Source organism: Rhodococcus globerulus NBRC 14531, assembly GCF_001894805.1.
In the GTDB taxonomy this organism is placed as follows: Bacteria; Actinomycetota; Actinomycetes; order Mycobacteriales; family Mycobacteriaceae; genus Rhodococcus_F; species Rhodococcus_F globerula.
Genome location: NZ_BCWX01000001.1, coordinates 820,905 through 842,790, shown reverse-complemented (window position 1 = coordinate 842,790; position 21,886 = coordinate 820,905). Strand labels below are relative to the sequence as shown.

Annotated in this window: 24 protein-coding genes; 7 read left to right on the top strand and 17 right to left on the bottom strand. The window is 61.9% G+C overall.

Annotated features, from left to right (window positions below; all coding sequences use genetic code 11):
* Window positions 1-18 precede the first annotated feature (18 nt).
* On the top strand, window positions 19-888 hold the full coding sequence (locus tag RG2_RS03750) for a 1,4-dihydroxy-2-naphthoate polyprenyltransferase (RefSeq protein WP_033235457.1): 870 nt from the start codon (window positions 19-21) through the stop codon (window positions 886-888).
* A gap of 46 nt (window positions 889-934) precedes the next feature.
* Here RG2_RS03750 and RG2_RS03745 read toward each other — a convergent pair whose 3' ends face one another.
* From RG2_RS03745 to RG2_RS03730, 4 genes are all read right to left on the bottom strand, one after another.
* Window positions 935-1,315 (bottom strand): phage holin family protein, encoded by a 381-nt coding sequence (locus tag RG2_RS03745; protein WP_033235458.1) that lies wholly within the window; start codon window positions 1,313-1,315, stop codon window positions 935-937.
* Between the two features lie 39 nt (window positions 1,316-1,354).
* Entirely contained in the window at window positions 1,355-1,900 is a 546-nt protein-coding gene (locus tag RG2_RS03740; protein ID WP_033235459.1) for a Clp protease N-terminal domain-containing protein, read from the bottom strand.
* 4 nt (window positions 1,901-1,904) lie between these two features.
* Window positions 1,905-2,138 (bottom strand): HTH domain-containing protein, encoded by a 234-nt coding sequence (locus tag RG2_RS03735; RefSeq protein ID WP_033235460.1) that lies wholly within the window; start codon window positions 2,136-2,138, stop codon window positions 1,905-1,907.
* A gap of 72 nt (window positions 2,139-2,210) precedes the next feature.
* On the bottom strand, window positions 2,211-2,948 hold the full coding sequence (locus tag RG2_RS03730; protein WP_033235461.1) for a lysophospholipid acyltransferase family protein: 738 nt from the start codon (window positions 2,946-2,948) through the stop codon (window positions 2,211-2,213).
* 93 nt (window positions 2,949-3,041) lie between these two features.
* Between RG2_RS03730 and RG2_RS03725 the strand changes: the two genes are divergently transcribed.
* Window positions 3,042-3,578: a GNAT family N-acetyltransferase gene (locus RG2_RS03725; protein ID WP_045063817.1), complete on the top strand. Its 537-nt coding sequence runs from the start codon at window positions 3,042-3,044 to the stop codon at window positions 3,576-3,578.
* On the opposite strand, the gene cds1 is transcribed toward RG2_RS03725, so the two are convergent.
* Window positions 3,544-4,647 carry an L-cysteine desulfhydrase Cds1 gene (gene cds1 / locus RG2_RS03720; RefSeq protein ID WP_033235462.1) on the bottom strand — a complete coding sequence of 368 codons (1,104 nt, stop codon included), beginning with the start codon at window positions 4,645-4,647 and terminating at the stop codon, window positions 3,544-3,546. The genes RG2_RS03725 and cds1 overlap by 35 nt on opposite strands.
* On the bottom strand, window positions 4,644-5,030 hold the full coding sequence (locus tag RG2_RS03715; protein ID WP_033235463.1) for a DUF4229 domain-containing protein: 387 nt from the start codon (window positions 5,028-5,030) through the stop codon (window positions 4,644-4,646). The genes cds1 and RG2_RS03715 overlap by 4 nt, the downstream gene beginning before the upstream one ends.
* Window positions 5,031-5,267: 237 nt before the next feature.
* Between RG2_RS03715 and RG2_RS03710 the strand changes: the two genes are divergently transcribed.
* Window positions 5,268-5,474, top strand: coding sequence for a BldC family transcriptional regulator (locus tag RG2_RS03710; RefSeq protein WP_033235774.1), 207 nt, complete (start codon window positions 5,268-5,270; stop codon window positions 5,472-5,474).
* Window positions 5,475-5,612: 138 nt separating this feature from the next.
* On the top strand, window positions 5,613-5,819 hold the full coding sequence (locus tag RG2_RS03705) for a hypothetical protein (protein WP_033235464.1): 207 nt from the start codon (window positions 5,613-5,615) through the stop codon (window positions 5,817-5,819).
* 100 nt (window positions 5,820-5,919) lie between these two features.
* Here the strand turns inward: RG2_RS03705 and RG2_RS03700 are convergent, their stop codons facing one another.
* From RG2_RS03700 to hemL, 7 genes are all read right to left on the bottom strand, one after another.
* A complete protein-coding gene (locus RG2_RS03700; RefSeq protein WP_371851304.1) occupies window positions 5,920-7,329 on the bottom strand; it encodes a MinD/ParA family ATP-binding protein in 1,410 nt (469 codons plus the stop codon).
* A 463-nt stretch (window positions 7,330-7,792) separates the two neighbouring features.
* Window positions 7,793-8,755 carry a c-type cytochrome biogenesis protein CcsB gene (gene ccsB, locus RG2_RS03695; protein ID WP_033235465.1) on the bottom strand — a complete coding sequence of 321 codons (963 nt, stop codon included), beginning with the start codon at window positions 8,753-8,755 and terminating at the stop codon, window positions 7,793-7,795.
* Window positions 8,752-10,416, bottom strand: a complete 1,665-nt coding sequence (gene resB, locus RG2_RS03690; RefSeq protein WP_033235466.1) for a cytochrome c biogenesis protein ResB — start codon at window positions 10,414-10,416, stop codon at window positions 8,752-8,754. The genes ccsB and resB overlap by 4 nt, the downstream gene beginning before the upstream one ends.
* Complete coding sequence (locus RG2_RS03685) at window positions 10,413-11,243, bottom strand: cytochrome c biogenesis CcdA family protein (RefSeq protein ID WP_033235467.1); 831 nt, start codon at window positions 11,241-11,243, stop codon at window positions 10,413-10,415. Before RG2_RS03685 ends, resB begins: the two co-directional genes overlap by 4 nt.
* Window positions 11,240-11,851, bottom strand: a complete 612-nt coding sequence (locus RG2_RS03680; protein ID WP_033235468.1) for a TlpA disulfide reductase family protein — start codon at window positions 11,849-11,851, stop codon at window positions 11,240-11,242. Before RG2_RS03680 ends, RG2_RS03685 begins: the two co-directional genes overlap by 4 nt.
* On the bottom strand, window positions 11,848-12,507 hold the full coding sequence (locus RG2_RS03675) for a histidine phosphatase family protein (RefSeq protein ID WP_033235469.1): 660 nt from the start codon (window positions 12,505-12,507) through the stop codon (window positions 11,848-11,850). The genes RG2_RS03680 and RG2_RS03675 overlap by 4 nt, the downstream gene beginning before the upstream one ends.
* Before the next feature lie 57 nt (window positions 12,508-12,564).
* Complete coding sequence (gene hemL, locus RG2_RS03670) at window positions 12,565-13,890, bottom strand: glutamate-1-semialdehyde 2,1-aminomutase (RefSeq protein WP_051730613.1); 1,326 nt, start codon at window positions 13,888-13,890, stop codon at window positions 12,565-12,567.
* A gap of 110 nt (window positions 13,891-14,000) precedes the next feature.
* Here hemL and RG2_RS03665 point away from each other — a divergent pair, with 110 nt between their 5' ends.
* A complete protein-coding gene (locus RG2_RS03665; RefSeq protein WP_033235471.1) occupies window positions 14,001-14,348 on the top strand; it encodes a hypothetical protein in 348 nt (115 codons plus the stop codon).
* 43 nt (window positions 14,349-14,391) lie between these two features.
* Complete coding sequence (locus RG2_RS03660) at window positions 14,392-16,323, top strand: acyl-CoA dehydrogenase family protein (RefSeq protein WP_033235472.1); 1,932 nt, start codon at window positions 14,392-14,394, stop codon at window positions 16,321-16,323.
* A gap of 38 nt (window positions 16,324-16,361) precedes the next feature.
* Here the strand turns inward: RG2_RS03660 and RG2_RS03655 are convergent, their stop codons facing one another.
* On the bottom strand, window positions 16,362-17,384 hold the full coding sequence (locus RG2_RS03655; RefSeq protein WP_033235473.1) for an ABC transporter permease: 1,023 nt from the start codon (window positions 17,382-17,384) through the stop codon (window positions 16,362-16,364).
* A 135-nt stretch (window positions 17,385-17,519) separates the two neighbouring features.
* On the opposite strand from RG2_RS03655, the gene RG2_RS03650 reads away from it, so the two are divergent.
* On the top strand, window positions 17,520-18,080 hold the full coding sequence (locus RG2_RS03650) for a TetR/AcrR family transcriptional regulator (protein WP_033235474.1): 561 nt from the start codon (window positions 17,520-17,522) through the stop codon (window positions 18,078-18,080).
* A gap of 5 nt (window positions 18,081-18,085) precedes the next feature.
* On the opposite strand, the gene RG2_RS03645 is transcribed toward RG2_RS03650, so the two are convergent.
* The 3 genes from RG2_RS03645 to RG2_RS03635 form a co-directional block, all read right to left on the bottom strand.
* Entirely contained in the window at window positions 18,086-18,961 is an 876-nt protein-coding gene (locus RG2_RS03645) for a TIGR03619 family F420-dependent LLM class oxidoreductase (RefSeq protein ID WP_033235475.1), read from the bottom strand.
* Window positions 18,962-19,086: 125 nt separating this feature from the next.
* On the bottom strand, window positions 19,087-20,700 hold the full coding sequence (locus RG2_RS03640; protein WP_033235776.1) for an ABC transporter substrate-binding protein: 1,614 nt from the start codon (window positions 20,698-20,700) through the stop codon (window positions 19,087-19,089).
* A gap of 119 nt (window positions 20,701-20,819) precedes the next feature.
* Complete coding sequence (locus tag RG2_RS03635; protein ID WP_033235476.1) at window positions 20,820-21,881, bottom strand: DUF1214 domain-containing protein; 1,062 nt, start codon at window positions 21,879-21,881, stop codon at window positions 20,820-20,822.
* Between the last annotated feature and the right edge of the window lie 5 nt (window positions 21,882-21,886).

Genomic DNA, 21,886 nt, shown 5'->3' with positions numbered 1-21,886 from the left:
CAGTGCAAAGATCGTTGTATGGCTACAGCTGCTCAATGGATCGAAGGCGCGAGACCGCGCACCCTCCCGAATGCGATTGCCCCGGTGCTGGTCGGCACCGGAGCAGCGGCGTCACTGGATCACGCGGTGTGGTGGAAGGCGCTCCTCGCGCTGATCGTTTCCCTGGCTTTGATCATCGGGGTGAACTTCGCGAACGATTACTCCGACGGAATTCGCGGGACGGACGACGATCGCGTCGGGCCGATTCGCCTGGTCGGATCGAAGCTGGTCAGCCCCGGCACCGTCAAGGCCGCAGCCCTCGGTTGCTTCTCCGTCGCGGCTGTTGCCGGATTTGCCCTGGCCGCTACGACGGCGTGGTGGCTGGTCGCGGTTGGCGTGTTCTGCATCATCGGCGCCTGGTACTACACGGGCGGCAAGAAGCCGTACGGGTACAGCGGATTCGGCGAGATCGCCGTGTTTGTGTTCTTCGGCCTGGTCGCAGTTCTGGGAACTCAATTCGTGCAGGCGGAACGCATTGATCTTGCCGGACTTGCCGGCGCCGTTGCCATCGGTTCCTTCTCTAGCGCGGTTCTTGTGGCCAACAACTTGCGAGACATCCCGACGGACTCCGAATCCGGAAAGATCACACTCGCCGTCCGCCTCGGCGACGCGAAGACCCGCACGTTGCACGTCGTCCTGCTGGCTGTTCCGTTCATCGCAACACTGCTGCTTGTTCTACGAACACCGTGGGCGCTGCTCGGACTGCTCGCGTTGCCACTTGCAGTCCGAGCCAACGCACCACTGCGCTCGGGCGGTCAGGGCATGGCTCTCATTCCTGCTCTGCGCGACACCGGACTCGCAATGCTTGTCTGGGGTGCCGCGACGGCAGTTGCGCTCAGCCTGGCCTGATCAGCGAAAGCTTGATCAGCGAAGGCCCTGATCAGCGAAAGCCCGATCAGCGATTCTCGGGCACAAACGCGCTGAGGACGAAGTTCACGACGGAGATGATCAGTGCGCCCCAAACAGCGGTCCAGAATCCGTCGACGGTCAATCCGGCGTCAAGCGACGTCGAGATCCAGGCCGTCAACATCAGCATGAGCGCGTTGATGACGAGCGTGAACAACCCGAGCGTGAGAATCAACAGCGGGAGGGACAGTAGCTTCAGCAACGGCTTGATGAACGCGTTGACGACGGTGAAGATCAGCGCAATTATCGCGATGACCAGGATGTTTCCCCACGTATCGTCTTGATTGCTGTCGATGGTGATTCCGGTGACCCACATGGAGGCGAGCCAGATAGCTATTCCGTTGACTATGAGACGTGCCAGAAATGTCATGTCTGAATGCTGGCACATGATCCCGTCATGTCGTGATGTCTAGGCCGCTGGGCGCATCGCCGATTCCAGCCGGCTACGGATCTCGGGGATGCTGACCTGCGCTTCGAGTGCCGTGCGCGTCGGACCATCGGCGACACGCAGGATGCCGAGGAGTATGTGCTCGGCGCCGATGTGGTTGCTCTTGTGCACAACCGCTTCCCGCAGTGACAGTTCGAGAACCTTCTTCGCGTCCTTCTCGAATCTCGAGCGCGGGAAGGCGAATCTGCTACGACGCGAACCGATCCCGGCAGGCACGACAGGCTCGTCGAGCGCTCCCTTCCCGAACGCTTGCTCGAGGCTCTCCCGAATGGCGGCCAGGTCGATGCCTATCGACGCCAGCACATCGGCGTCTTGATCAAGATCGTTCGTCGGAGTCTCGCTGTGCAGCGATTCGGCGGTGACACCGCACTCGCGCAGGGTCGCTGTGGCGATGCCACGGTCGGTGGCCAGAAGTGCTTCCAACAATTCCTGGGGAGTCACCTGATCGGCACTGCCGACCGCGTCGACGACAACCGCGCGTGCGTCTGCGGTAAACCTCTCGAACATTTCCCTACCTGCCTTTCCCTCGTTGCGACTCTGCGCTTGCATGCTTCTTGTGGACGGCCTGACGGCTCACCTCGAGAGTCTCGGCAATCGCTTGCCAGGACCATCCCTGCTTGCGCGCGTTGGCAACCTGGATGGCTTCGAGTCGTTCGAGCAGTCGTCGCAGCGCCCGAACGGCCCGCAAGCCCTCCGCTGGATCGGGACTGCCTGCGGCGGTGGCGAGTGAGGTCGCTTCGGTCATGTTGTCAATATAGGTTGACAGCCGGCAGGCGTCAACCAAAGTTGACACATTGGGGTGAATGGCGGGCAGTGATCAGTAACTCGCCACGGCGCCGTCCACGGCACGCTGCAGATCAGCTTGTACGACGCGAGCGATGTCCATCGGTTTTCCACCCAGGTCGACTACCGGAGTGCCGATGAAAACCCGGGCGCTCTTGACCTGACCCGCCTCCGGCCCGTAGCTGATTCCAACCGACAGGAGTGCAGGCGAGCATCCCAATTTCTCTGCGCGCGAAACGATGTGGCCGATTCCGCTGTTGACGTGCTGCAGCGTCCGGGGATCCTCGGTATTGCAGGTTCCCTCGGGGAAAATCGCCAGACAGTCCCCCTCGCTCAAGCGCTGCGCCGCAACGTCCATCATCACGCGGCCCGCGTCCGACACGGCCCGCAGTCCGTGATTCTTGCTGCGGAACACCGGAATGCTGCCCATCATGTCGACCTTCTTGCGCTGAGCTGGATCAACGAAGAGCTCATCCTTCGCCAGCACGCGAGTCCGCCCGATCACACGCCGCAGTGGGGTGCGCCACGCCGTCGCCGCAAGCGTGAATTGGTCACTCTCCGTAAGGTGATTGACCGCAACCACCAGTTGCGTCCCACGCCCGAGTAGAGCCGCCAACGCGGCTTCCGCGCCAGGTGCATAAGCAATTCGCGGACGATATTTCAGTGCCAGCGCGGCATAGGCAAGCTTGGCCACGAACCGATTCTGCTGGTGACCGCGGTAGTACTCGTACACAGCCTCGTAGTTGTCGAGCGAAACCTCGGGAGCGTCCATAGGCCAAACGATACACAACCTACGGTTGCGTAGGTTTGGGATTCCGGGCGACTCGGCTGGGCGAAATTCGACACTCGAGGTACAACGGATTCTGTGATTCGCTTGGCTGTCCCAGATGACCTACCTGCACTGCAACTGATCGAAACAGCCGCGGGTGAGCCCTTCCGAGACGTTGGAATGGACGCCATTGCCGACGATCCGCCCCCGACTCTCGACGAACTCACGAAGTACCTCGAAGCCGATCACATCTGGGTGATGACCGATGCCGCGAACACAATTCTCGGATACGCCCTTGTCGACATCATCGACGTCGGGGTTCATATCGAGCAGGTATCAGTGCACCCCCTGCACTCACGCAAAGGCTTCGGCGCGCAGTTGATCGACTCCATCGCCGACTGGGCTGGAGCACACCATCACCACGTGGTGACCCTGACTACGTTTGCCGACGTCCCCTGGAACGCGCCCTACTACGAGCGACTCGGATTCGAGCGCATACCCGAGAGCACGATGTCCCCGGATCTCATCCGGATCCGCACGCACGAGCAAGCGGCCGGACTCGATTCATGGCCCAGGATCACGATGAGCCGTCCAACGCTCAGGCGCCGGCCGTCCACGCCCCGGATCGGATGAACTCGTCCAGAACCGCTGTCGGCGTCTCGAGTGAAATACCTTCGGACGCAACCCAATCATCGTTGTAGTACGTCCCCGAATAGCGTTCTCCGCCGTCACAGAGCAAGGTGACGACGCTGCCGCTTCGTCCTGCCGCCATCATCTCCGCGATCAAGGCGAAGGAGCCCCACAGATTTGTTCCGGTGGAACCACCGACCTTGCGCCCCAACGCGTCACTGGCGTGACGTGCGGCAGCAATGGAGCCGGCGTCGGGCACCTTGATCATCCGATCGACGACCTGACCGACAAACGAAGGCTCGACGCGAGGTCGACCGATGCCTTCGATTCGCGAGCCGCGAGTACCGACTATGGACGGATCACCGGCCCGCCAGGCGTCGAAGAACACCGAGTGTTCGGGATCGACAACACACAGCCCGGTGTCGAATTTGCCGTAGCGCAGGAAGCGACCGATGGTCGCGCCCGTTCCACCGGTGCCTGCGCCGACGACAACCCACTGCGGGACCGGGTTTTCCTCACGTTCGAGCTGAGTGAAGATCGACGCGGCGATGTTGTTGTTTCCACGCCAGTCCGTTGCGCGCTCGGCATGAGTGAACTGATCCATGTAGTGCCCACCCGACTCGCGCGCGAGCCGCTGGGATTCTGAGTAGATCGACGACGGGTCGGTGACGAAGTGACAACGTCCGCCGTGCGCCTCGATCAGGGCGATCTTCGCGGGACTGGTGTGAGCGGGCATCACAGCCACGAATTCGAGCCCCAGCAACTTCGCGAAGTACGCCTCACTGACGGCCGTCGATCCGGACGAAGCCTCGATAACGGGCGTGTGTTCGGTAACCCAACCGTTGCAGATGGAATACAGGAACAACGAGCGCGCGAGACGATGCTTGAGGCTGCCGGTGATGTGCGTCGACTCGTCTTTGAGATAGAGCTGGACGGGCCAGTCGTTCGGTAGCGGGTACCGCAGGAGGTGGGTGTCGGCGCTGCGCTGAGCGTCGGCTTCGATCAGTCGGACCGCGTTGTCGACCCAACCTCTCGCACTACGGCGCGAGACGTCGACCACCTCCGACGTCACCGCTGGTCACCACGCAGTTTGGCGCGCAAATCGTCGCGATCTTCGCGACGCTGAGCGTCAACTGCGGCAATGCCGACATTGACGCGCTTACGCAACTTGGCAAACAGCAGAAGCGAGAGCGGAAGCGCGATCAACACGGCAAACAAGGCAGCTACGAGCAGGGGAACCTCTGCACCGACAGCCTTTCCACCGAACATGATGACGGCACCGATTACGACTACCAGCACGAGTCGGGCAACCGAGTACAGCACGACATCTCTCGCCAATTGCCCCTTCGTGACAACCCCACCAGAGGCAATTGCTTGCCCAGAGTTAACGGGCTCCGACTTGGCCAGGTCGGGCGTAGAAGGCTGGTTTTCCGGACGTTCAGGCAACTTACTCACACTGCAAGGTTACCTACTCCGGGCGACTAAAATAATCGGCCCGCTTTATCCGGTTTGTCCTTTACTTTTTCTTTACCTAAATATTAAGGATCGACTAACTGGGCAACTCTGTGCAAACATTGCGCTACCAATCCAAAAAAGGTCGAACGTGCACAGGGGCCGCCGAAACAAACTCGGCGTAGGTTTTGAGCTACTGTTTCGAAACACATGTTCGACGCCAAGACGGAGGAACATCAGATGAGCGCACCAACATACAACGTAGCCGCAGACGCACTCATGACACCCGGCCAGGTCGCGGCTCTGTTTCACGTAGATCCCAAGACCGTGACCCGCTGGGCGCACGCCGGCCGACTCGGATCACTTCGCACTCCGGGCGGACACCGTCGCTTCCGCGAGACCGAGGTCATGCAGCTTCTGCGCTCGCTGACCACCGAAGCCAACTGAATACCGGAGCTCGCGCTCTACCCAAATGCTCTACCCGAATACAGCACGGCGCACCAAGCCGCACCCACGTCCCAGGGATTCTGGTGATCCAGACCCGAGACTGAGTAGGCTCTTCCTTGTACTTGAAGGAGGTGCGCCGTGCTGTATCTGTTGGCGTTAGTAGGTTTGGTGACATTGGTCGTCCTGATGTGGAAAGCATTCGGACCGTCCCCCACTTCCCGAGCCTCGGGTGGCGGCGTGAAGGGACCTGACGACGATCCCGAGTTCCTGTGGAACGTAAATCAGCAAACTCGACGCAAGCAGCAGGGAGGCCAGGACGGCGCTCCGACTGATTCGTCGCAGTAGGTCCTATTCGTCACTGTAGGTCCTACGCCAGGGCGATCGCCCCTACAGCAGTAGGGCGGTCGCCCTGTGCAGCTTGTAGGGTCACCGCCCTGTGCAAGTTTCAGCGCTGCAGCGGACGTCCGTAGTGCGAACGCGGGAAGTCGTCGGCAACCGCGGCAGCAAGCTCGAAGAGAGCGTCACGGGTCCCGGACCGAAGTCGATCGAGGTCAACCTCGGCGCCTTCTTCGAGGTGCGGATCGAACGGAATCAGCCGAACGGTGCGGCACCGCTGTTCGAAATGCTCGACTACCCGGGGTAGATCAACCTTTCCCGAACCAGGCCGTACCGCATTGATGACGGCGACGGCGTTGGAGACCAGCGCGCTGTGTCCGTGTGCGTCGAGCCAGTCCAAGGTGGCTGAGGCACTACGAGCGCCGTCGACCGAACCGGAACTGACGACGATCAACGAATCTGCCTGTTCGAGAACCGCTGTCATTGCCGAGTGCATCAATCCGGTTCCGCAATCGGTGAGAACAATGCTGTAGAACTTTTCGAGCATGGTGACCGTGCGGGTGTAGTCCTCCCCGCTGAATGCTTCGGAAACCGCCGGATCACTGTCGGAGGCAAGCACTTCCAGACGGTGCCGACTCTGTGACGTGTAACCACGAACGTCGCTGTACTTCTCGATGGTCGCTTCGTCACGCAGAAGGTTACGGACTGTGGCCGGGGTTTCGAGAGGAACTTTCTGACTGAGCGTTCCACGGTCCGGATTCGCGTCGATTGCGATGACGCGATCACCGCGCACGGATGCAAACGTCGAGCCGAGAGTCGCTGTTGTCGTTGTCTTCCCAACTCCGCCTTTGAGGCTGAGTACCGCAACTTTGTAGCAGCCCTGCATGGGCTGATTGATCTTGTGAGTCAACTCGAGCATCTGCTGATCTTTGGCGCCGTTACCGAGGTTGAGACTCCGTCCCGACAACGTGTACACGGCCTTGCGCCACCCGCCGACCGGAGCGGGCTTAACAGGCTTGAGCAACAGCGCGTTGGAGAGATCTTGCGCCGACATCGGCAGCGATGGTTCCGGCCGACCGGGCGCGGGCTGCGTTCCCACGATCGACGCCGGACCCGCGGCAGGCGGACGCGGGACGGGCATCTGTGGGTTGGGCATCTGGGGGTTGGGCATCTGGGGGTTGGGCATCTGGGGGTTGGGCACGGGTGGCGAAACAGGAACCCGAGCAGCAGGCGGCATCTGACCTGAAGGTGCGGGCGCAGCCGGAAACTGCGGCCGGGGCGCCGGAGCTTGTTGCGCCGCAACAGGATTCACCACACCCGGATTGCCTGCACCATTCGTCCGGCCGACCCCAGGCGACGGTTCATAGGTTTGCGGCGGCAGTGAGGCCGCGAATGGCCCGGACGCAAAGTGTCCATTTGCCGGCCCGGGAGGCCCACCGGGGTACTGAATAGCAGGCACACGCCCCGCATTGGGGGCAGGCGTCGAATTTGGGACAGGCGTCGAGCTCGGGGCCGGCATCGGATTCGACGCTGCAGCCGGGGCAGTAGTAGCGGGCGGGGCAGTAGTAGCGGACGGAGGCGTCGGCGGCGCCGGGTACATCGGTACGGAGTCATGGCCGTTGGGGCCCGGCGCTGTGTTGTCCGTCGGCGCGACGAACAAGCTTCGCATTCCCGGATCAACATCCTTCGGTGATGCAGGAGTCGGTGCATGAACAGGCTTCGGTGCGGCCTGCTGATGCGGAGCAGGCGCCGGACGCACCGGTTCCCAGATCCCTGCTCCCGCGTCGTCCTTCTTGTCAGCCATGTCCGCCCCTGTCGAAATCTGTTCCGTGTCGATCACCCAGCCCGATACAGACACGACCATACAGCTATCGCGTAGCTAGTTTCGTGGCCGGTACGCGGCTACCGTGTACCCCGCCGCAGCTGCACTGGGCGGGCACAAAACCCGACCGGTCGGCGACAACCCACCGTACCGGATTGACTCAGGTCAGCCCCGCGTAGGAATGCAAGCCGGACACGACCATGTTGATGATGAACAGATTGAAGAGCATTGCCACAAAACCTGCGATGTTGATCCAGGCGGCTTTCGTCTCACGCCAACCGGATGTTGCGCGGGCGTGCAGGTACGCGGCGTAAATCACCCAGGCGATGAACGACACCGTTTCCTTGGGATCCCAGCCCCAGAACCGGCCCCAGGCCGCTTCCGCCCAGATAGCACCCAGGATGACTCCGGCACCGAACAGCGGGAAGGCGATGATGGTGCTCTTGTACGCCAGGCGGTCGAGTGTCTGTGCGTCGGGAAGCCGCTCGGCGATCCGGCCACCGATGCCAGAACCTTCTTCACCTGGCGGGAACTTGAGGCGCAGCAGGAACAGGATGCTGGCGATGCCACCGATCATGAAGATGCCGGATCCGACGCTCACGATGGTCACGTGAATCGGCAGCCAGTATGACCGCAGTGCGGGAACCACGGGAGCGGCGTCGGCGTAGAGGATTGTTCCGGCAAGGAACATCAGAATAAGCACCGGTACGAGCAGGAAGACCCACATCGATCGGTACGTTGCCTTGGCCAGCAGAACGTGACCGACCAACAACGCGGCAGCACACGCCATGGCAACAAACTCGTACATGTTGCCGAGCGGGAATCGCGAGGTGGCAAATCCACGGAGCACGATCGACGCGATGATCAGAACGGTGCCGACAACCAGGACTGCGCGGCCCATCCCGCCGAAGCGCTCGGAGAGCGGCTTGACCGGCTGCTCGGTCACGCGACCCGGAGTGAGGGCGTCCCCACCACCTGCGGCAACCAGTTCCTTCTCCTGAACGGATTTGGCGCGAGCCGACGCGTACTCGACGATCAGCAGCAGAAACGCCAGAACCAGCACCGTGAAGGCTGATTTGAAGGCCCAGTCGCTGTACTGAGCGAGAGTCTCGTTGGTTGTCATCGGGCATTCTCCTGCACGTGCGGTGTGGTCACCGAGTTAGTCGAGTGGCTGTCTAGTAGTCGATCTGCGAGACGATCGAACTCGTCGCCCCAGCCGGCGTGGTCGGTACGGGCAAGTCCGCCGAGCTCTACTACCGTACGTCGTTCGTCGTCGAGATAGATACGGGCCCAGATTCTGCGACGCTTGATCAGCAGCGAAACCAGTAGCCCCGCCATCATCGTCAGTGCCGAGACCAGGACCCACTGCTGAGCCGGGTCGTGCGAAACCTGCAGGTTGACGAAGTCGACGGCGCCGTCGAATCGTACCTGCGTGCCGTCCGCCAATGTTGCGCTCTCGCCGGGCATCAGGTTGACACGTTCCTGCTTGACCAGTCGGCCCTGATTGATGAGTTCGGTGTTGAGCTCGAACAGCGACTGCGGATTACCGGTGTCCAGTCCGGTGTCACCCTTGTAGATGTCGATGGCAACGGCCGGATCGTTCATCGCCGGGAAGCTCGACGACAGCAGATTTCCGTGGAACAGTGCCGTCGGCGCGAACAGCCCTTCGATGGCGATCTGATTCTTGCGTCGCTCGTCGGCATCCGGGTACATGCCGCCTGGCGGGTCGAAGCGCATCGCACCACTGCTCAGGAAGGTGACGGCATCGTCGGGTCGCCACTGCAGAGTCTCGGTGCGGGTCTCCCCGTTGGGGAAAGTGACCGTGAAGGTCGGTGCGTAACCGTGGCCCTGCAGGTACACGCGATCACCGGCAATGCGCAGTGGGTGGTTCACCGCGATGGTCGTGTCGCGCCAGGTGTCGGAGTCGATGTCATCGCCCGACTGGTACGCGATGTCCGAGGTGAACATCTCGGCCTGTCCGGTTTCGAGGTAGTCGGCCTCGAAGTTCTTGACCCGTAAACACAGCGGCGTCATCCCGGTGCCGTCGAGCTCGAGTCCGGCGATGAAGGAGTCGAAGGCGGCAGGCGACGTCGTGCAGAATCCCGGTCCGTCGTTGGCGATCACGATGCGGTTGCCCTCGTAGCCGAACAGCTTTCCGGCGGCGATGGCAATCAGGAGCCCGACGAGCGAGAGGTGGAATACGAGGTTACCGAATTCACGGAGGTACCCCTTCTCCGCCGAGATCGTGATTTCACCGTCGCGCTTCGACCGCGCGTCGTCGGTGCGGGTCTCGACGCGCCATCCTTTGAGTTCCTTGGACAGACGCGCCGCCAACTGTTCGGGCGTCTCGCCAGGGACGACGGCCGACGTGTGGTGCGGCAAGCGGGAGAGGTTGCGCGGCGCCGCCACCGGGCGGGTACGCAGGGCCTTTGCGTGTTCGACGCAGCGCGGCAGGATGCAGCCGACGAGTGAGATGAACAGCAGGGCGTAGATCGCGGTGAACCAGAAACTGCTGAACACGTCGAACAGTTCGAGCTTGTCCATCCACGGACCCAAGGTGGGCCGCGCGGCGATGTATTCGGCTACCTTGCCCTCGTTGAGGGAACGCTGTGGCAACAGCGCGCCGGGGATAGCGGCGATTGCGAGGAGGAACAGCAGCACGAGCGCCGTCTTCATCGAGGTGAGACCGCGCCACGTGTTGCGTCCGAGCGCGATCACTCGGCCGATCGTCGACTGCCGAGGCAATGCCGAAGTCGAGTTGTCGTGATTGTCGTCAGCTGTCATATCGGCAGCGTCACCTCCGAGATAAATGCGTCACGAACCCAGCCGACGAACTGGTCCCACGCGCCCGTGACGAGGGCAATACCCACCGCCACCAACATGATTCCGCCGAAAATCTGAATTGTTCGCGCGTTGCGGCGCAGCCAACCGACACCGTTCAAGGCGCGAGCCGACCCGAGAGCCAGAATGATGAACGGCAAGCCGAGCCCGATGCAGTACGCCACGATCAACGTGACACCGCGAGCCGCGGTCATACCTTCGGTTCCGGCGGCCACGGACATCACACCGGCAAGCGTCGGGCCAAGGCAGGGCGTCCAGCCGAGCGCAAAAACACCCCCGAGTAGCGGAGCGCCCACCAGGGAGGACACTCGACGCGGCTCGAAGCGGACGTCTTTCTGCAGCGCGGGCACCAGGCCGATGAACACGAGACCCATCGCGATAGTCACTACGCCGCCGACGCGCATCAGCACGTCGCGGTTGATCAGCAGGGTGGAGATGACCCCGAACACGGAAGCCGTCGCCAACACGAAGACGACGGTGAAGCCGGCCACGAAAAGTCCGGCGGCGCCTGCCACTCGCAGACGGCTACTGCGGGCAATGGTTCGCGTCCTGGCTTCGTCTGCCGTGATTGCCGGAGCGTCCGCACCGACCACCCCGGCCAGGTAGGACAGGTAACCGGGAACGAGCGGCACTACGCACGGTGAGGCAAACGAGACCAGACCGGCGAGCAGGCAGGCTCCCAGTGCAAGAAATAGCGGCCCGGACGAGGCGGCATTTTGAAATGCTTCACCGACGCCGGCGCCGAGTGTTTCAGTACTTGCGAGTGTCATTGCTGCGCAGGCTCTTCCGCTGCCACTCGTTCGACCACGGGCAGAAGATCCTCGGCAAGCAATTCCTGCAGGAACACAGCGGCAACGCGGTGCTGGCGGTCGAGGACGATGGTGGTCGGGATGACAGATGTCGGGTATCCCTTGCCGAGCGCGATCAGCGATCGCATCGACGGGTCGTAGATCGACGGGTACGAGACCTTGTTGTCGACGACAAAGTCCTGTGCCTTGTTCTTGGTGTCGTCGCGAACGTTGATGCCGAGGAACTGCACTCCGGAATCACGCGTCTGCTCGTAGACCTGCTCCAAGTCGTCGGCTTCGGCGCGGCACGGGCCACACCACTGGCCCCAGACATTGAGGACGACAACTTTGTCCTCGAAATCGCTGAGGGCGACAGTTGCGTCTTCAGTCATCAGATCCGGCCCGGTGAGCTTTCCGATGGTGCCGCGATCGGACGGCGGATCGTAGAAGATCTTCGTCTGGCCACCCGGCGAGACGAAGTCGAACGTGCCGCCCGTTGCGACGGCGTCGTCGCCGGTCGCGCAGGACGAGAGAACGAGCATCGCTGCAGCAGCCGTGGCGACTGCTACTGCGACCTTGCGGAAAATCATGCTCCAGTCACTCTCGGATCGGATGCGCCTGCCGGCTCGGAGTAGATGATGTCGACGAGAGTGTCGCCTTCGTAGACGAGCGATGTGAGCGACGCCAGGCCGCACTGGCGGTGACGCGGGTCGTGCCACAGGCGCTCGCCCTGCAGGAACCGTCGCAAAGTCCACACCGGCAACTGATGGCTGACGATGACAGCTTCGTGTCCGACGGCAGCAACGCGAGCGGCATTCACGGCAGCGAGCATGCGATGCGCAATCTGCAGGTAGGGCTCGCCCCATGACGGAGTGAACGGATCGCGCAACTTCCACCAGTGACGCGGACGCGAGAGTGCGCCGTCACCCACAGCGACCTTGAGGCCCTCGAACTCGTTGCCGGCTTCGATGACGTTGTCGTCGGTCGTGATGTCGACGCCGTGAGCCTCGGCGATCGGAGTCGCGGTTTCCTGTGCCCGCTGCAACGGCGACGCGACAACATGGGTGATGTCGTGATCGGCAAGAACAGCCGCGACCGCCCGTGCCTGCGCCTCACCCGCCACCGACAACCGGAATCCCGGTAGCCGTCCGTACAGGATCCCGCGCGGGTTGTGCACTTCACCATGGCGAAGCACATGCACGATCGTGCGGGTGGACGTGTGGTCTGGATGGTCGACGTCGGTCACAGTCGAGAGTCCTAGCTGAAGTAGGTACGGGCTGAAGGAATAGCGGGATCGTGCATCTCAGGGCTTGACGGCTGCCGCGGCAGCCTTTGCTGCGTGCGGCAGAGCGTCGGCGATGATCGAGAATGCCCGATCGTCGAGCGCGGCCGAGACGAACCACGCTTCGAACGCACTCGGCGGCGCGTACACACCGCGAGCGAGCAGTTCGTGGAAGAACGCGGGGAACCGCCACGTCTGCGCGGCCTTCGCCTCGTCGTAGTTCGTGACGGTGTTTTCGGAGAAGAACACGCTGACCAGTGTGCCCGCGTACTGCACCTGGTGGACGACGCCTTCTGCGGTGAGCGCATCGGACATGAGCGTGCCGAGGGTGGTGGCGTTCTTTCCGAGCTTGGCGTACACCTCGGCGTCGGCAGCGCGAAGGTTGGCGAGACCGGCAGCGACGGCAACCGGGTTACCGGAGAGGGTGCCTGCCTGGTAGACCGGGCCGTCCGGTGCGAGATGGCCCATGATGTCGGCGCGACCGCCGAATGCCGCGGCCGGAAGACCGCCGCTCATGACCTTGCCGAAGGTGTAAAGGTCGCCGGCGACGTTGTCGATGCCGTACCAACCGGACGCGCTGACGCGGAATCCCGTCATCACCTCGTCCATGATCAGCAGAGCGCCGTGCTCGCGGGTGAGCGCGCGCAGTCCCTCGTTGAAACCGGGCAGCGGCGCGACGGCCCCCATGTTTCCGGCAGCGGCCTCGGTGATGACACACGCGACGGCGTCCGGGTTGGCTGCGAATGCCGCGGCTACGGCGTCGAGATCGTTGTAGCGGACCACGATGGTGTCTTCGGCCTGTGCGCCGGTCACACCGGGTGATGTGGGCAGTCCGAAGGTGGCAAGACCCGATCCGGCGTCGGCAAGCAATGCGTCGACGTGACCGTGATAGCAGCCGGAGAACTTGATGATCTTGGTGCGACCGGTGAATCCGCGAGCCAGGCGCACGGCGCTCATGGTGGCCTCGGTGCCGGAGTTGACGAGGCGAACCTTCTCGACGGGGGCGACCCTGGCAACGATTTCTTCGGCCAGCGCGATTTCACCTTCGGTGGGAGCACCGAAGGACAGTCCGCCGAGGGCTGCCTCGCGGACGGCTTCCACGACTGCGGGATGGGCGTGTCCGAGGATCATCGGCCCCCAGGACGACACGAGATCGACGTACTTGTTGTCGTCGACGTCGGTCAGCGTGTAGCCGGACGCCTCACGGATGAATCGGGGTGTTCCACCCACCGAACCGAACGCTCGGACCGGCGAATTGACGCCGCCTGGAATAACCTTGCCGGCACGCTCGAAGAGCCGAGCCGAGTTCGTTGCATGCACGTCGAAATCACCGGAAGACACAGTCACGACCTCCAGTGTCCCAGTTCTGTCGAATCTGACAACGACAGGGTGTAGGAGTTACGGCGCCGAAGTGCGTTTTCCGGCCCCAACAGGCCAATTATGGGACTATTTGGGCTATGAGGCGACTGCTGACCACGCTGTTGATTCCAGTTGCGATTCTTGTCACATCCTGCAGCTCCGACGGGGAAACCGAGGCCCCGAGCGCTACGACGGTGACTTCCGCTGCCAATTCGTCCGTCAGTTCGGTCCCCGCCGTGCCCCGGACCGAGCCTGCCTTTCTCGGTGGTTGCTCGGCTGTATCGGTCTACGTCACGCAGCAGACGCAGAGCGGCGGAGCCCCGGCGGACGCTGCGGCGGACTTCCTGAAAATCGTGGAGAACGACCCGTCGTATCAAGCGATGCCGGAAGCCGACAAACAACTGTTCCGAGAAGGAATCGAAGCCGGCGCCGCTGGAAACTGCTGAGGAAACTGCTGACAGGTCGCACCCTCGCGCTAGGGTCGATCCCATGGCCACCACAGCGGACCACCTCAGGAATACTCTCGACGGACGCTGGCGGGAGGTGCGGGAGCGAGTTCGCGGCGAACTGTCCGACGAGCGTTTTGCTCCGCATTTCACTCCGAATCTCGCCATCGCCCGCTCCAAGACCCTCGAACAGATGCGAGTTCTTGCCGATCTCGGTTATGCCGCAAACGGTTTCGCGGTAGCGCACGGCGGAACCGGAGATGCGGGCGGCGCCGTCACCAGTATCGAAATGCTCGCAATGTCCGACTTGTCTCTCATGGTCAAGGCCGGCGTCCAGTGGGGACTGTTCGGCGGAGCCATCGAGAACCTCGGCACCGAACGACACCACCAGGCTTACGTCAAACCCCTCATCGACCTGGAACTTCTCGGGTGTTTTGCCATGACCGAAACCGGTCATGGCAGCGATGTCCAGGAACTCGAGACCACCGCGACCTACGACGCGGCCACCGGCGAATTCGTCATCGACTCCCCCACTCCGTCCTCACGTAAGGACTACATCGGCGGGGCCGCTGAACATGCCACCGTCGCAGCAGTGTTCGCGCAACTCATCACCGGAGGCGAAAGCCAGGGCGTGCACTGCTTCGTCGTTCCGATCCGCGATGCCGCCGGAAACGACCTTCCTGGCGTCACGACGTCGGATTGCGGCTTCAAGGGCGGACTGCCCGGAGTCGACAACGGGCGCATCATGTTCGATCACGTGCGTATCCCTCGCGACAACCTACTCAATCGATACGCCGACGTTGCCGAGGACGGCACGTACAGTTCCGCAATCGACAACCCGAACCGCCGCTTCTTCACGATGGTGGGCACGTTGGTTCGCGGACGCGTCACCGTGGGCGGTTCCGCAGCAGCGGCAGCACGTGTCGGCTTGGCCATCGCGGGTCGGTACGCCCTGCAGCGCAGGCAATTCAGCGCCCCCAAGAGTGACAATGAAGTCCTGATCATGGACTACCTCGTCCATCAGAAGCGCCTGCTGCCGCTGATCGCCCGCTCGTACGCATTGCAGTTCGCACAGAACGAACTGGTGGCCGCGATGCATGACATCCAGAGCAGCGAGAACCCTGACCCTCAGGAGCAGCGTGAACTCGAGGGTCGCGCCGCCGGACTCAAGGCCGCCAACACGTGGCATGCCACTCGCGCCATTCAGGAGGCACGCGAAGCCTGCGGCGGCGCAGGCTATCTCGCGGAGAACCGTCTCACCGCATTGAAAGCCGACACCGACGTCTTCACAACTTTCGAGGGCGACAACCATGTGCTGACACAGTTGGTCGCCAAGGAACTGCTCACCTCCTACGCCGACGAAGTTCGCGGCATGAGCCCGGTCGACTGGATGCGTTTCGCCGCTACGACGGTCTCCGATGTGGTCAAGAAGCGTACTGCGGCCCAACAGATTCTGCAGACGATTGTCGACACTCGGCAGGACAACGAGGAGGACGGCAGCCTCTTCAATCGCGGCACTCAGATGAAGATGTTCGAGGACCGCGAAGAGTACCTGCTTTCCACTGCCGCACGGAGATTGCAGGCCGCACAGAAGAGGGAGGAGAATCCGTTCGACGCCTTCAACTTCGTGCAGGACCACGTGCTGAAAGCCGCGCAGGCGCACATCGAGCGCGTCATCCTGGAAGCCTTTGTTGCCGGCATCGATTCGTGTGAGGACGAGACAGCAAAAGATCTTCTCGGCGAGGTGTGCGACCTTTACGCGCTCTCCGTCATCGAAGCAGACAAAGCCTGGTTCATGGAGCACCGGCATCTGTCGGTCGAGCGCTCGAAGGCCGTCACCCGCGGCATCAACGAACGCTGCCGCACTCTGCGCCCGCATGTCGCAACCTTGATCGACGGGTTCGGAATCCCGGAATCTCTGCTGGGTTCGGCGATGCTGGACGGTGACGGCACGGACGCAGTACGACTGAAGTAGAAATCTGGTGGGGCCGGGAGCATCCGGCCCCACCAATTTTATTGCGCTGCTGCCTTCTTCGACTGACGGGACGCGACCAGGCCGGTCAACCCGAGAGCAGCAACCAACCAGACACCCAGAACGATCAGGTGCGGGCCGGCGCCGTTGCCGTCGAAGTAGATGACGGACCGAATGGGCTCCATGGCCGCCGATCCGAGCCAGAACGAATGAATGTGCTGCCAGAACCCCGGCAGGAACGACACCGGAATAGCGCCGCCCGAACTCGGAAAGTTGATGAAGACCAGTACCGTCAACACCGCAAAGATCGCGGCTTGACCCAGCAGTTTATTGAGCAGAATGCACACTGCACCCACGGTGAAGGTGTAGACCATCGAAATCCCCAGCAGTTGCAGGATCTCACCGAACGACGCGCCAAATGCATGCATGAAGATGCTGGTGATCCCGAACGCGATGAGCGGGGTGAGGATTGCCGCGCCGGCGAGAATCGAATATTGCTCTCTCAGTCGCATTCTCGGCGCGACCTGACTGAGCACAGTCATGGTCAGGTAACCACCGAGGGTGCAGACGATCAGGAAGTAGAACAGTCCGACGGTCGAGGAATCACGCGCGGTGACCGGAGCCGAGTCCACCGAGGTCACCTGTTGCCCCGTCTGATCCGCGATGGAATGGGCCAGTCCCGTCACTACCGACACCGTGGAGGCACCGGCACCGGTTGCAATGTGCGCGGTCACGGTGTCACCGATTTCGATGGCGCCGATGGCGTCACGGTTGCCGATCCGAGCGATCGCATCGGCTGTGTTATCCGTGGCAACGATGTCGAATTTGCCGCCGGACGTTTTTTCGATTCCGTCGATCAAGGGCGCGGTCACCGACGCTGGTCCCACCACCACGATCGGCGCGTTGTTCGGCATCGGCGAGTGGAAGGCGCTGACGTAGCACAGGCAGAACATGATGACGAAGAAAAGCGGAAACGCGAGTCCGCCGCCCACCATCTTCCAATTTGTGGGTGGCTCAATCGCCTTCGCCGCTTCGCTCGGGACCCTGACGTCGGTATCTGTCATATTTCACACTCTTTTCGCTAACCGCATCTAGCTGTCAACACCGTTGACAGACTCAACAGTCAACACCGTTGACACGATAGAGTCAACAGCGTTGACAACGAGGTCGGCGTGAGAGCGAGCACAGAGGTCGATAGCGTGACACCCAGTGGACAGACGCCAGAGCCGGATCATCCCTCGACGCCCGAGGCGATTCGCGCCGCAGCATTCCAACTGTTCGGCGAGCACGGGTTCGGTGGCACATCCGTTCGGGCCATCGCGAAGGTTGCCGGTGTCGATCCGGCACTGGTCATCCGACACTTCGGATCCAAGGAAGCACTGTTCCTGGAAACCACACCGGTCGAGGATTACTTCGAGGGCCAGTTCGACGGTCCGCTCGACACACTCGGCGAGCAGATCGCATCGTTTCTCCTCGGCAAGGCAGACGCCCGAATGCTGTCGGTGTTCACGGCGCTGACACGCGCATCCGACAGCCCCCGCATCCGCGGACGATTGAGGGAAATGACAAGCACATTTGCCACCAACCTCGCCGCCCGTTTACCGGGCGACGACGCCTACACCCGGGCACTGCTCGTCTCCGCCCAGGTGTCGGGGTTGCTGAGCGCGCTCAGCACCGAGAGCATCGCGCCGACCGCAGATCGGGACAAGGTGGCAAAACTCTACGGCCGGGCGATGCAGACGCTGATAGATCAGTACTGAGAAGATCAGTACTGGGAAATGACCTCGTCGGCAAATTGTCGAATCGAGTCGAGTCTTCCCTGACGATCTCCGGGGTCTACGCCGTAGCGATACCACGGCGACACTCTGATTTCCGTGACGCCCAACTCCTCGAGTTCGCGGTATCCATCGATGTCGCGTACGTCGGTGGGCGAGACGTTGATCTCGAAGGGGACGTCGGCACGGCCGAACTCGGCCCGCAACTTCGTCAGACGGTCGATGGCAGAGGCTAATTCAGCTTTGGTGGTGTTCACCGACATCCACCCGTCAGCCAGCCTCGCGGCGCGGCGCAATCCCGGTTCGCTGTGCCCACCGATGTAGATCGGAACGGGAGTCTCCGGAGCCGGACTGATCATCAGAGCATCGAAATCGTAGTGTTTGCCGTGGTATTCAACCCACTGCGGGCCACGGCCGGCACATACGGCCTTGATGATCTCGATCGCTTCGTCGGTCCGCGCGCCACGGGTACGCATCTCGGTCCCGGTGAAGGTGAACTCCTCAGGAATCCACGACAACCCGACGCCGATCGCGATGCGGTTTCCCGACATCACCGCCATGGTCGAAACCTGCTTGGCCGTCAACAACGGATCACGGAGCGGAAGCTTGAATACATTGGTGTAAAACTGAATTCGAGACGTCACCGCAGCCATTGCCGTCATCGCTATGAAAGGATCGGGCATCGGTGTCTCGGGGGCCCACATCCGCTTGCCGTCAGCGGTGTACGGATATGGCGCCGACACCTGCTCCGGATAGAACACGGAATCCGGCATTGCGATACCGTCGAAGCCCGCCTCTTCCGTAACCTGGGCCAACTCGCACAGTTCCAGAGCGTCGATCATCGCGCCCGCCAACGACCACTTCATCGTTCCACCATTTTCATCGCTAGTCGACTGACATGTCAGACCTGACCGTATTGCCTTGCAGCAGGCAATCACTCGACTGATCCTGATGACCGGGACGTCCATCAGGATCGTCTCGCGCAGTCAACTTACTTCGGTGAGATCCAGGCTTCGTCGAAGAACATGATATCCGTGATGTTGCGTGTGACGCCGTGAATGTTGTCGTCCCAGGCCGTCAATACCGCTGCCGGGCCCCAGATTACGTAAGGCACGCTTACGTTGGCGTAATCCTGCACCTTGCTGATGGCGTCGCGGACAGCGTCGTCGGTGGGCGCAGTCTGCACGGCTGTGATCAGCGTGTCCATTTCCGGATCTGCAAAACCGGAAGGATTGTTCTTCGAATCACTGGCCATACTGTTGTACAAATTGATGTATGGCGCTTCCTCCCCGACCGGAGCGCCGCCCCTGGTCATGTCAAAATCGTGGTCTTTGTACACCCTGCGAACAAGATCCGTGACGTCGGTTGCGTAGTCGATGGTGACGTCGAAACCGATGGCTTTCAGCGACGCCTGCACCGTCAATGCGGTGGCCTGTTGGCCGGGTTCCGAGGTCGTGAGGTAGCGGAGCTTGCCGTCGTATCCGTCTGCTTTCGCCTGATCGAGCAGGGTCTTTGCCTTCGACGAATCGAACGGTATGCCTTCGGTGTTGTTGAACCACCGCGACGACACCGGTACCAGTTCGGAACTGGCAGTGCCTAATCCGTTGTTCGCACGTGTATTGACGGCTTCCGGGTCCACCCCGTACGCGATTGCCTGGCGGACGCGGACGTCGGCTCCTGGCCTGCCCTCGCGGTTGTTGATCGTGCCGATCCCGTTCTGACCGGTGGGACTGAGGTAGCCGGAGTATCCGTCGTCGAGAGCGCGTTTGATTACGGCCTCGTCGCGAAGGATGTACGTCATGTCGATCTGACCGCTCTTCAGCGATTCGTACTGAGCCTGGGCGCCAGAGGTGGGAACAAAACGCACCGTGTCCAGCGGAGGTTTACCTCCCTGATAGTCCGGGCGCGCGGCAAGTATCAACTCTTCGTGCGGCGCGAACTTGGCCAAGGTGAACGGCCCGGCCCCGATCGGAGTGAACGCTCCCCCTGCGTCGGAACTTCGCGCAACGATCATTCCGGGGCCGAGCGACAACAGTGCCGGAAATTGACGCCACGGCCGTTTGAGCACAAACTCGATCGTGGTCTCGTTCGGCGTATCGACCCGCTCCACAATGTTCAGCCAAGACTGCGATACATCCCCCTTGCCCGCCACAAATCGATCGATGCTCCATCTCACGGCTTCCGCGTTGAGCGGGCTTCCGTCGCTGAAGGTCAAGCCCTCGGGCAGGGTGACCGTGTACGCGGTGAAGTCGGCATTATTCGTCAGCGACTTCGCCAGCTGTGGCACGAAGCTCCCGCTTGCGGAGTCGCTGCGCACAAGCGTGTCGTAGATTGCGGCCATTTCGGTCCCGCCGGTCGAGCCGGCAGCCTGAGTTTTGGTGGGATCCAGCGAGGAAGGGAACGAATAGGACCCGAAGGTGAGAGCACCCCCGCCGATCGGCTCCCCGGCGTCCTGTGCGCCGACGTACCCAGCTGCACCACTGCGCGTCTGGGGATTCGCATCCGAGGAGTCGCCGCTACTCGACGCGCAGCCGGTCAACAGAAGCGCGCCGGCAATACCGAGCGCAACCAGGCGGGTAGTGGACCGAATTACTGTGGTGTGCATACGATTCCCCTGCTGAAGATGAACCAGTGACATTATCCCGCGCGGCGAACGTCGTACTACGCGGCCGATATGACCACGTAGTACGACTGTTCACACAGGACCGAGTGAGTCTGCCTGCCTTAGAGCTTGATTACCTTCGACGTCGGAATCGGGTGGGAGTCCGCCTTGATCCAGCGCATCGCCCAGGTCCCCTCCGCGTGCGAATCGGTGTTGATCCAGTTGCCGTAACCCGGATCCTTTGCCGCCACCACGATTGTCAGGGTTCCGTCGTCGTTGAGCTTTGCAGTGTGGTTGTTGATGTAGATGTTCGTCCGGTTGTAGTCGAGCGACTCCACCCAGAAGTTCTGCAGCACGAAGTTGAAGTACTCGCAGTTCGGAACTTCGGTCTCGATGACCCACGCCTCGTCCTCGGCGAGCTTCCAGTACCCGTGCAAGTAGAAGATCGTCGGATCGCCGCCGGCGTTCTGGAAGTAGTCCTGTCCCCAGTCGAAGATCTCGTTGGTGTGCGGTTGGAATTTGCGCGACCATTCGAGGAAGGTCTCCGCCATCCCCTTCACGATCCCGACCGACTTGCTCAGGCGCACGCCCAACTCTTCCGGACTCAGCGGCTCGAAGTCGCCGTCCGGGTTCAGGCACTCGATGCTCAGCTCACCGGGTACCTCGTTGCGTCGATCCCGATACGTCTGTCGAACGGAGATGAGATTGCTGTCGGCCGCCAGCGGCAGCCAGGCACCTTCCGCCGGCTTGTCCACGCTCGCGATGAACTCGAAACGGCCGTTCTCGTCAACCTCGAGGTCGTGGATGTGCAGGTCGCCGGTCTGCAGCATCGTGCCGTCGATGTGGTACCGATTGATGCGTGAACCGAACGTGATCAGCGGAACCGTGCCCCGGCTGCCGATGATCCGGTAGCTGTACTTACCGGAGATGTTGGCGCGCATGTAGACGTTGTCCGGGTTGTCGGCACCGATCTTCGTCATCATGTTCGGGTTCGGTGCGGACGTGAACTGCGGCCACCGCGGATCGGTGTACTCGACACAGTTGATTGTGCCGTAGCGGAGCAACCGACTCAGGTAGCGGACGCCCTCGGCCTGCGTCAGCGGATCCTGAGGAACGATCTCGTCCTCCAGGACCTTCCCGACCTCGAGCAGATCTGCGCAGAACTTTTCCCAAGTAGCGTTCATATGAG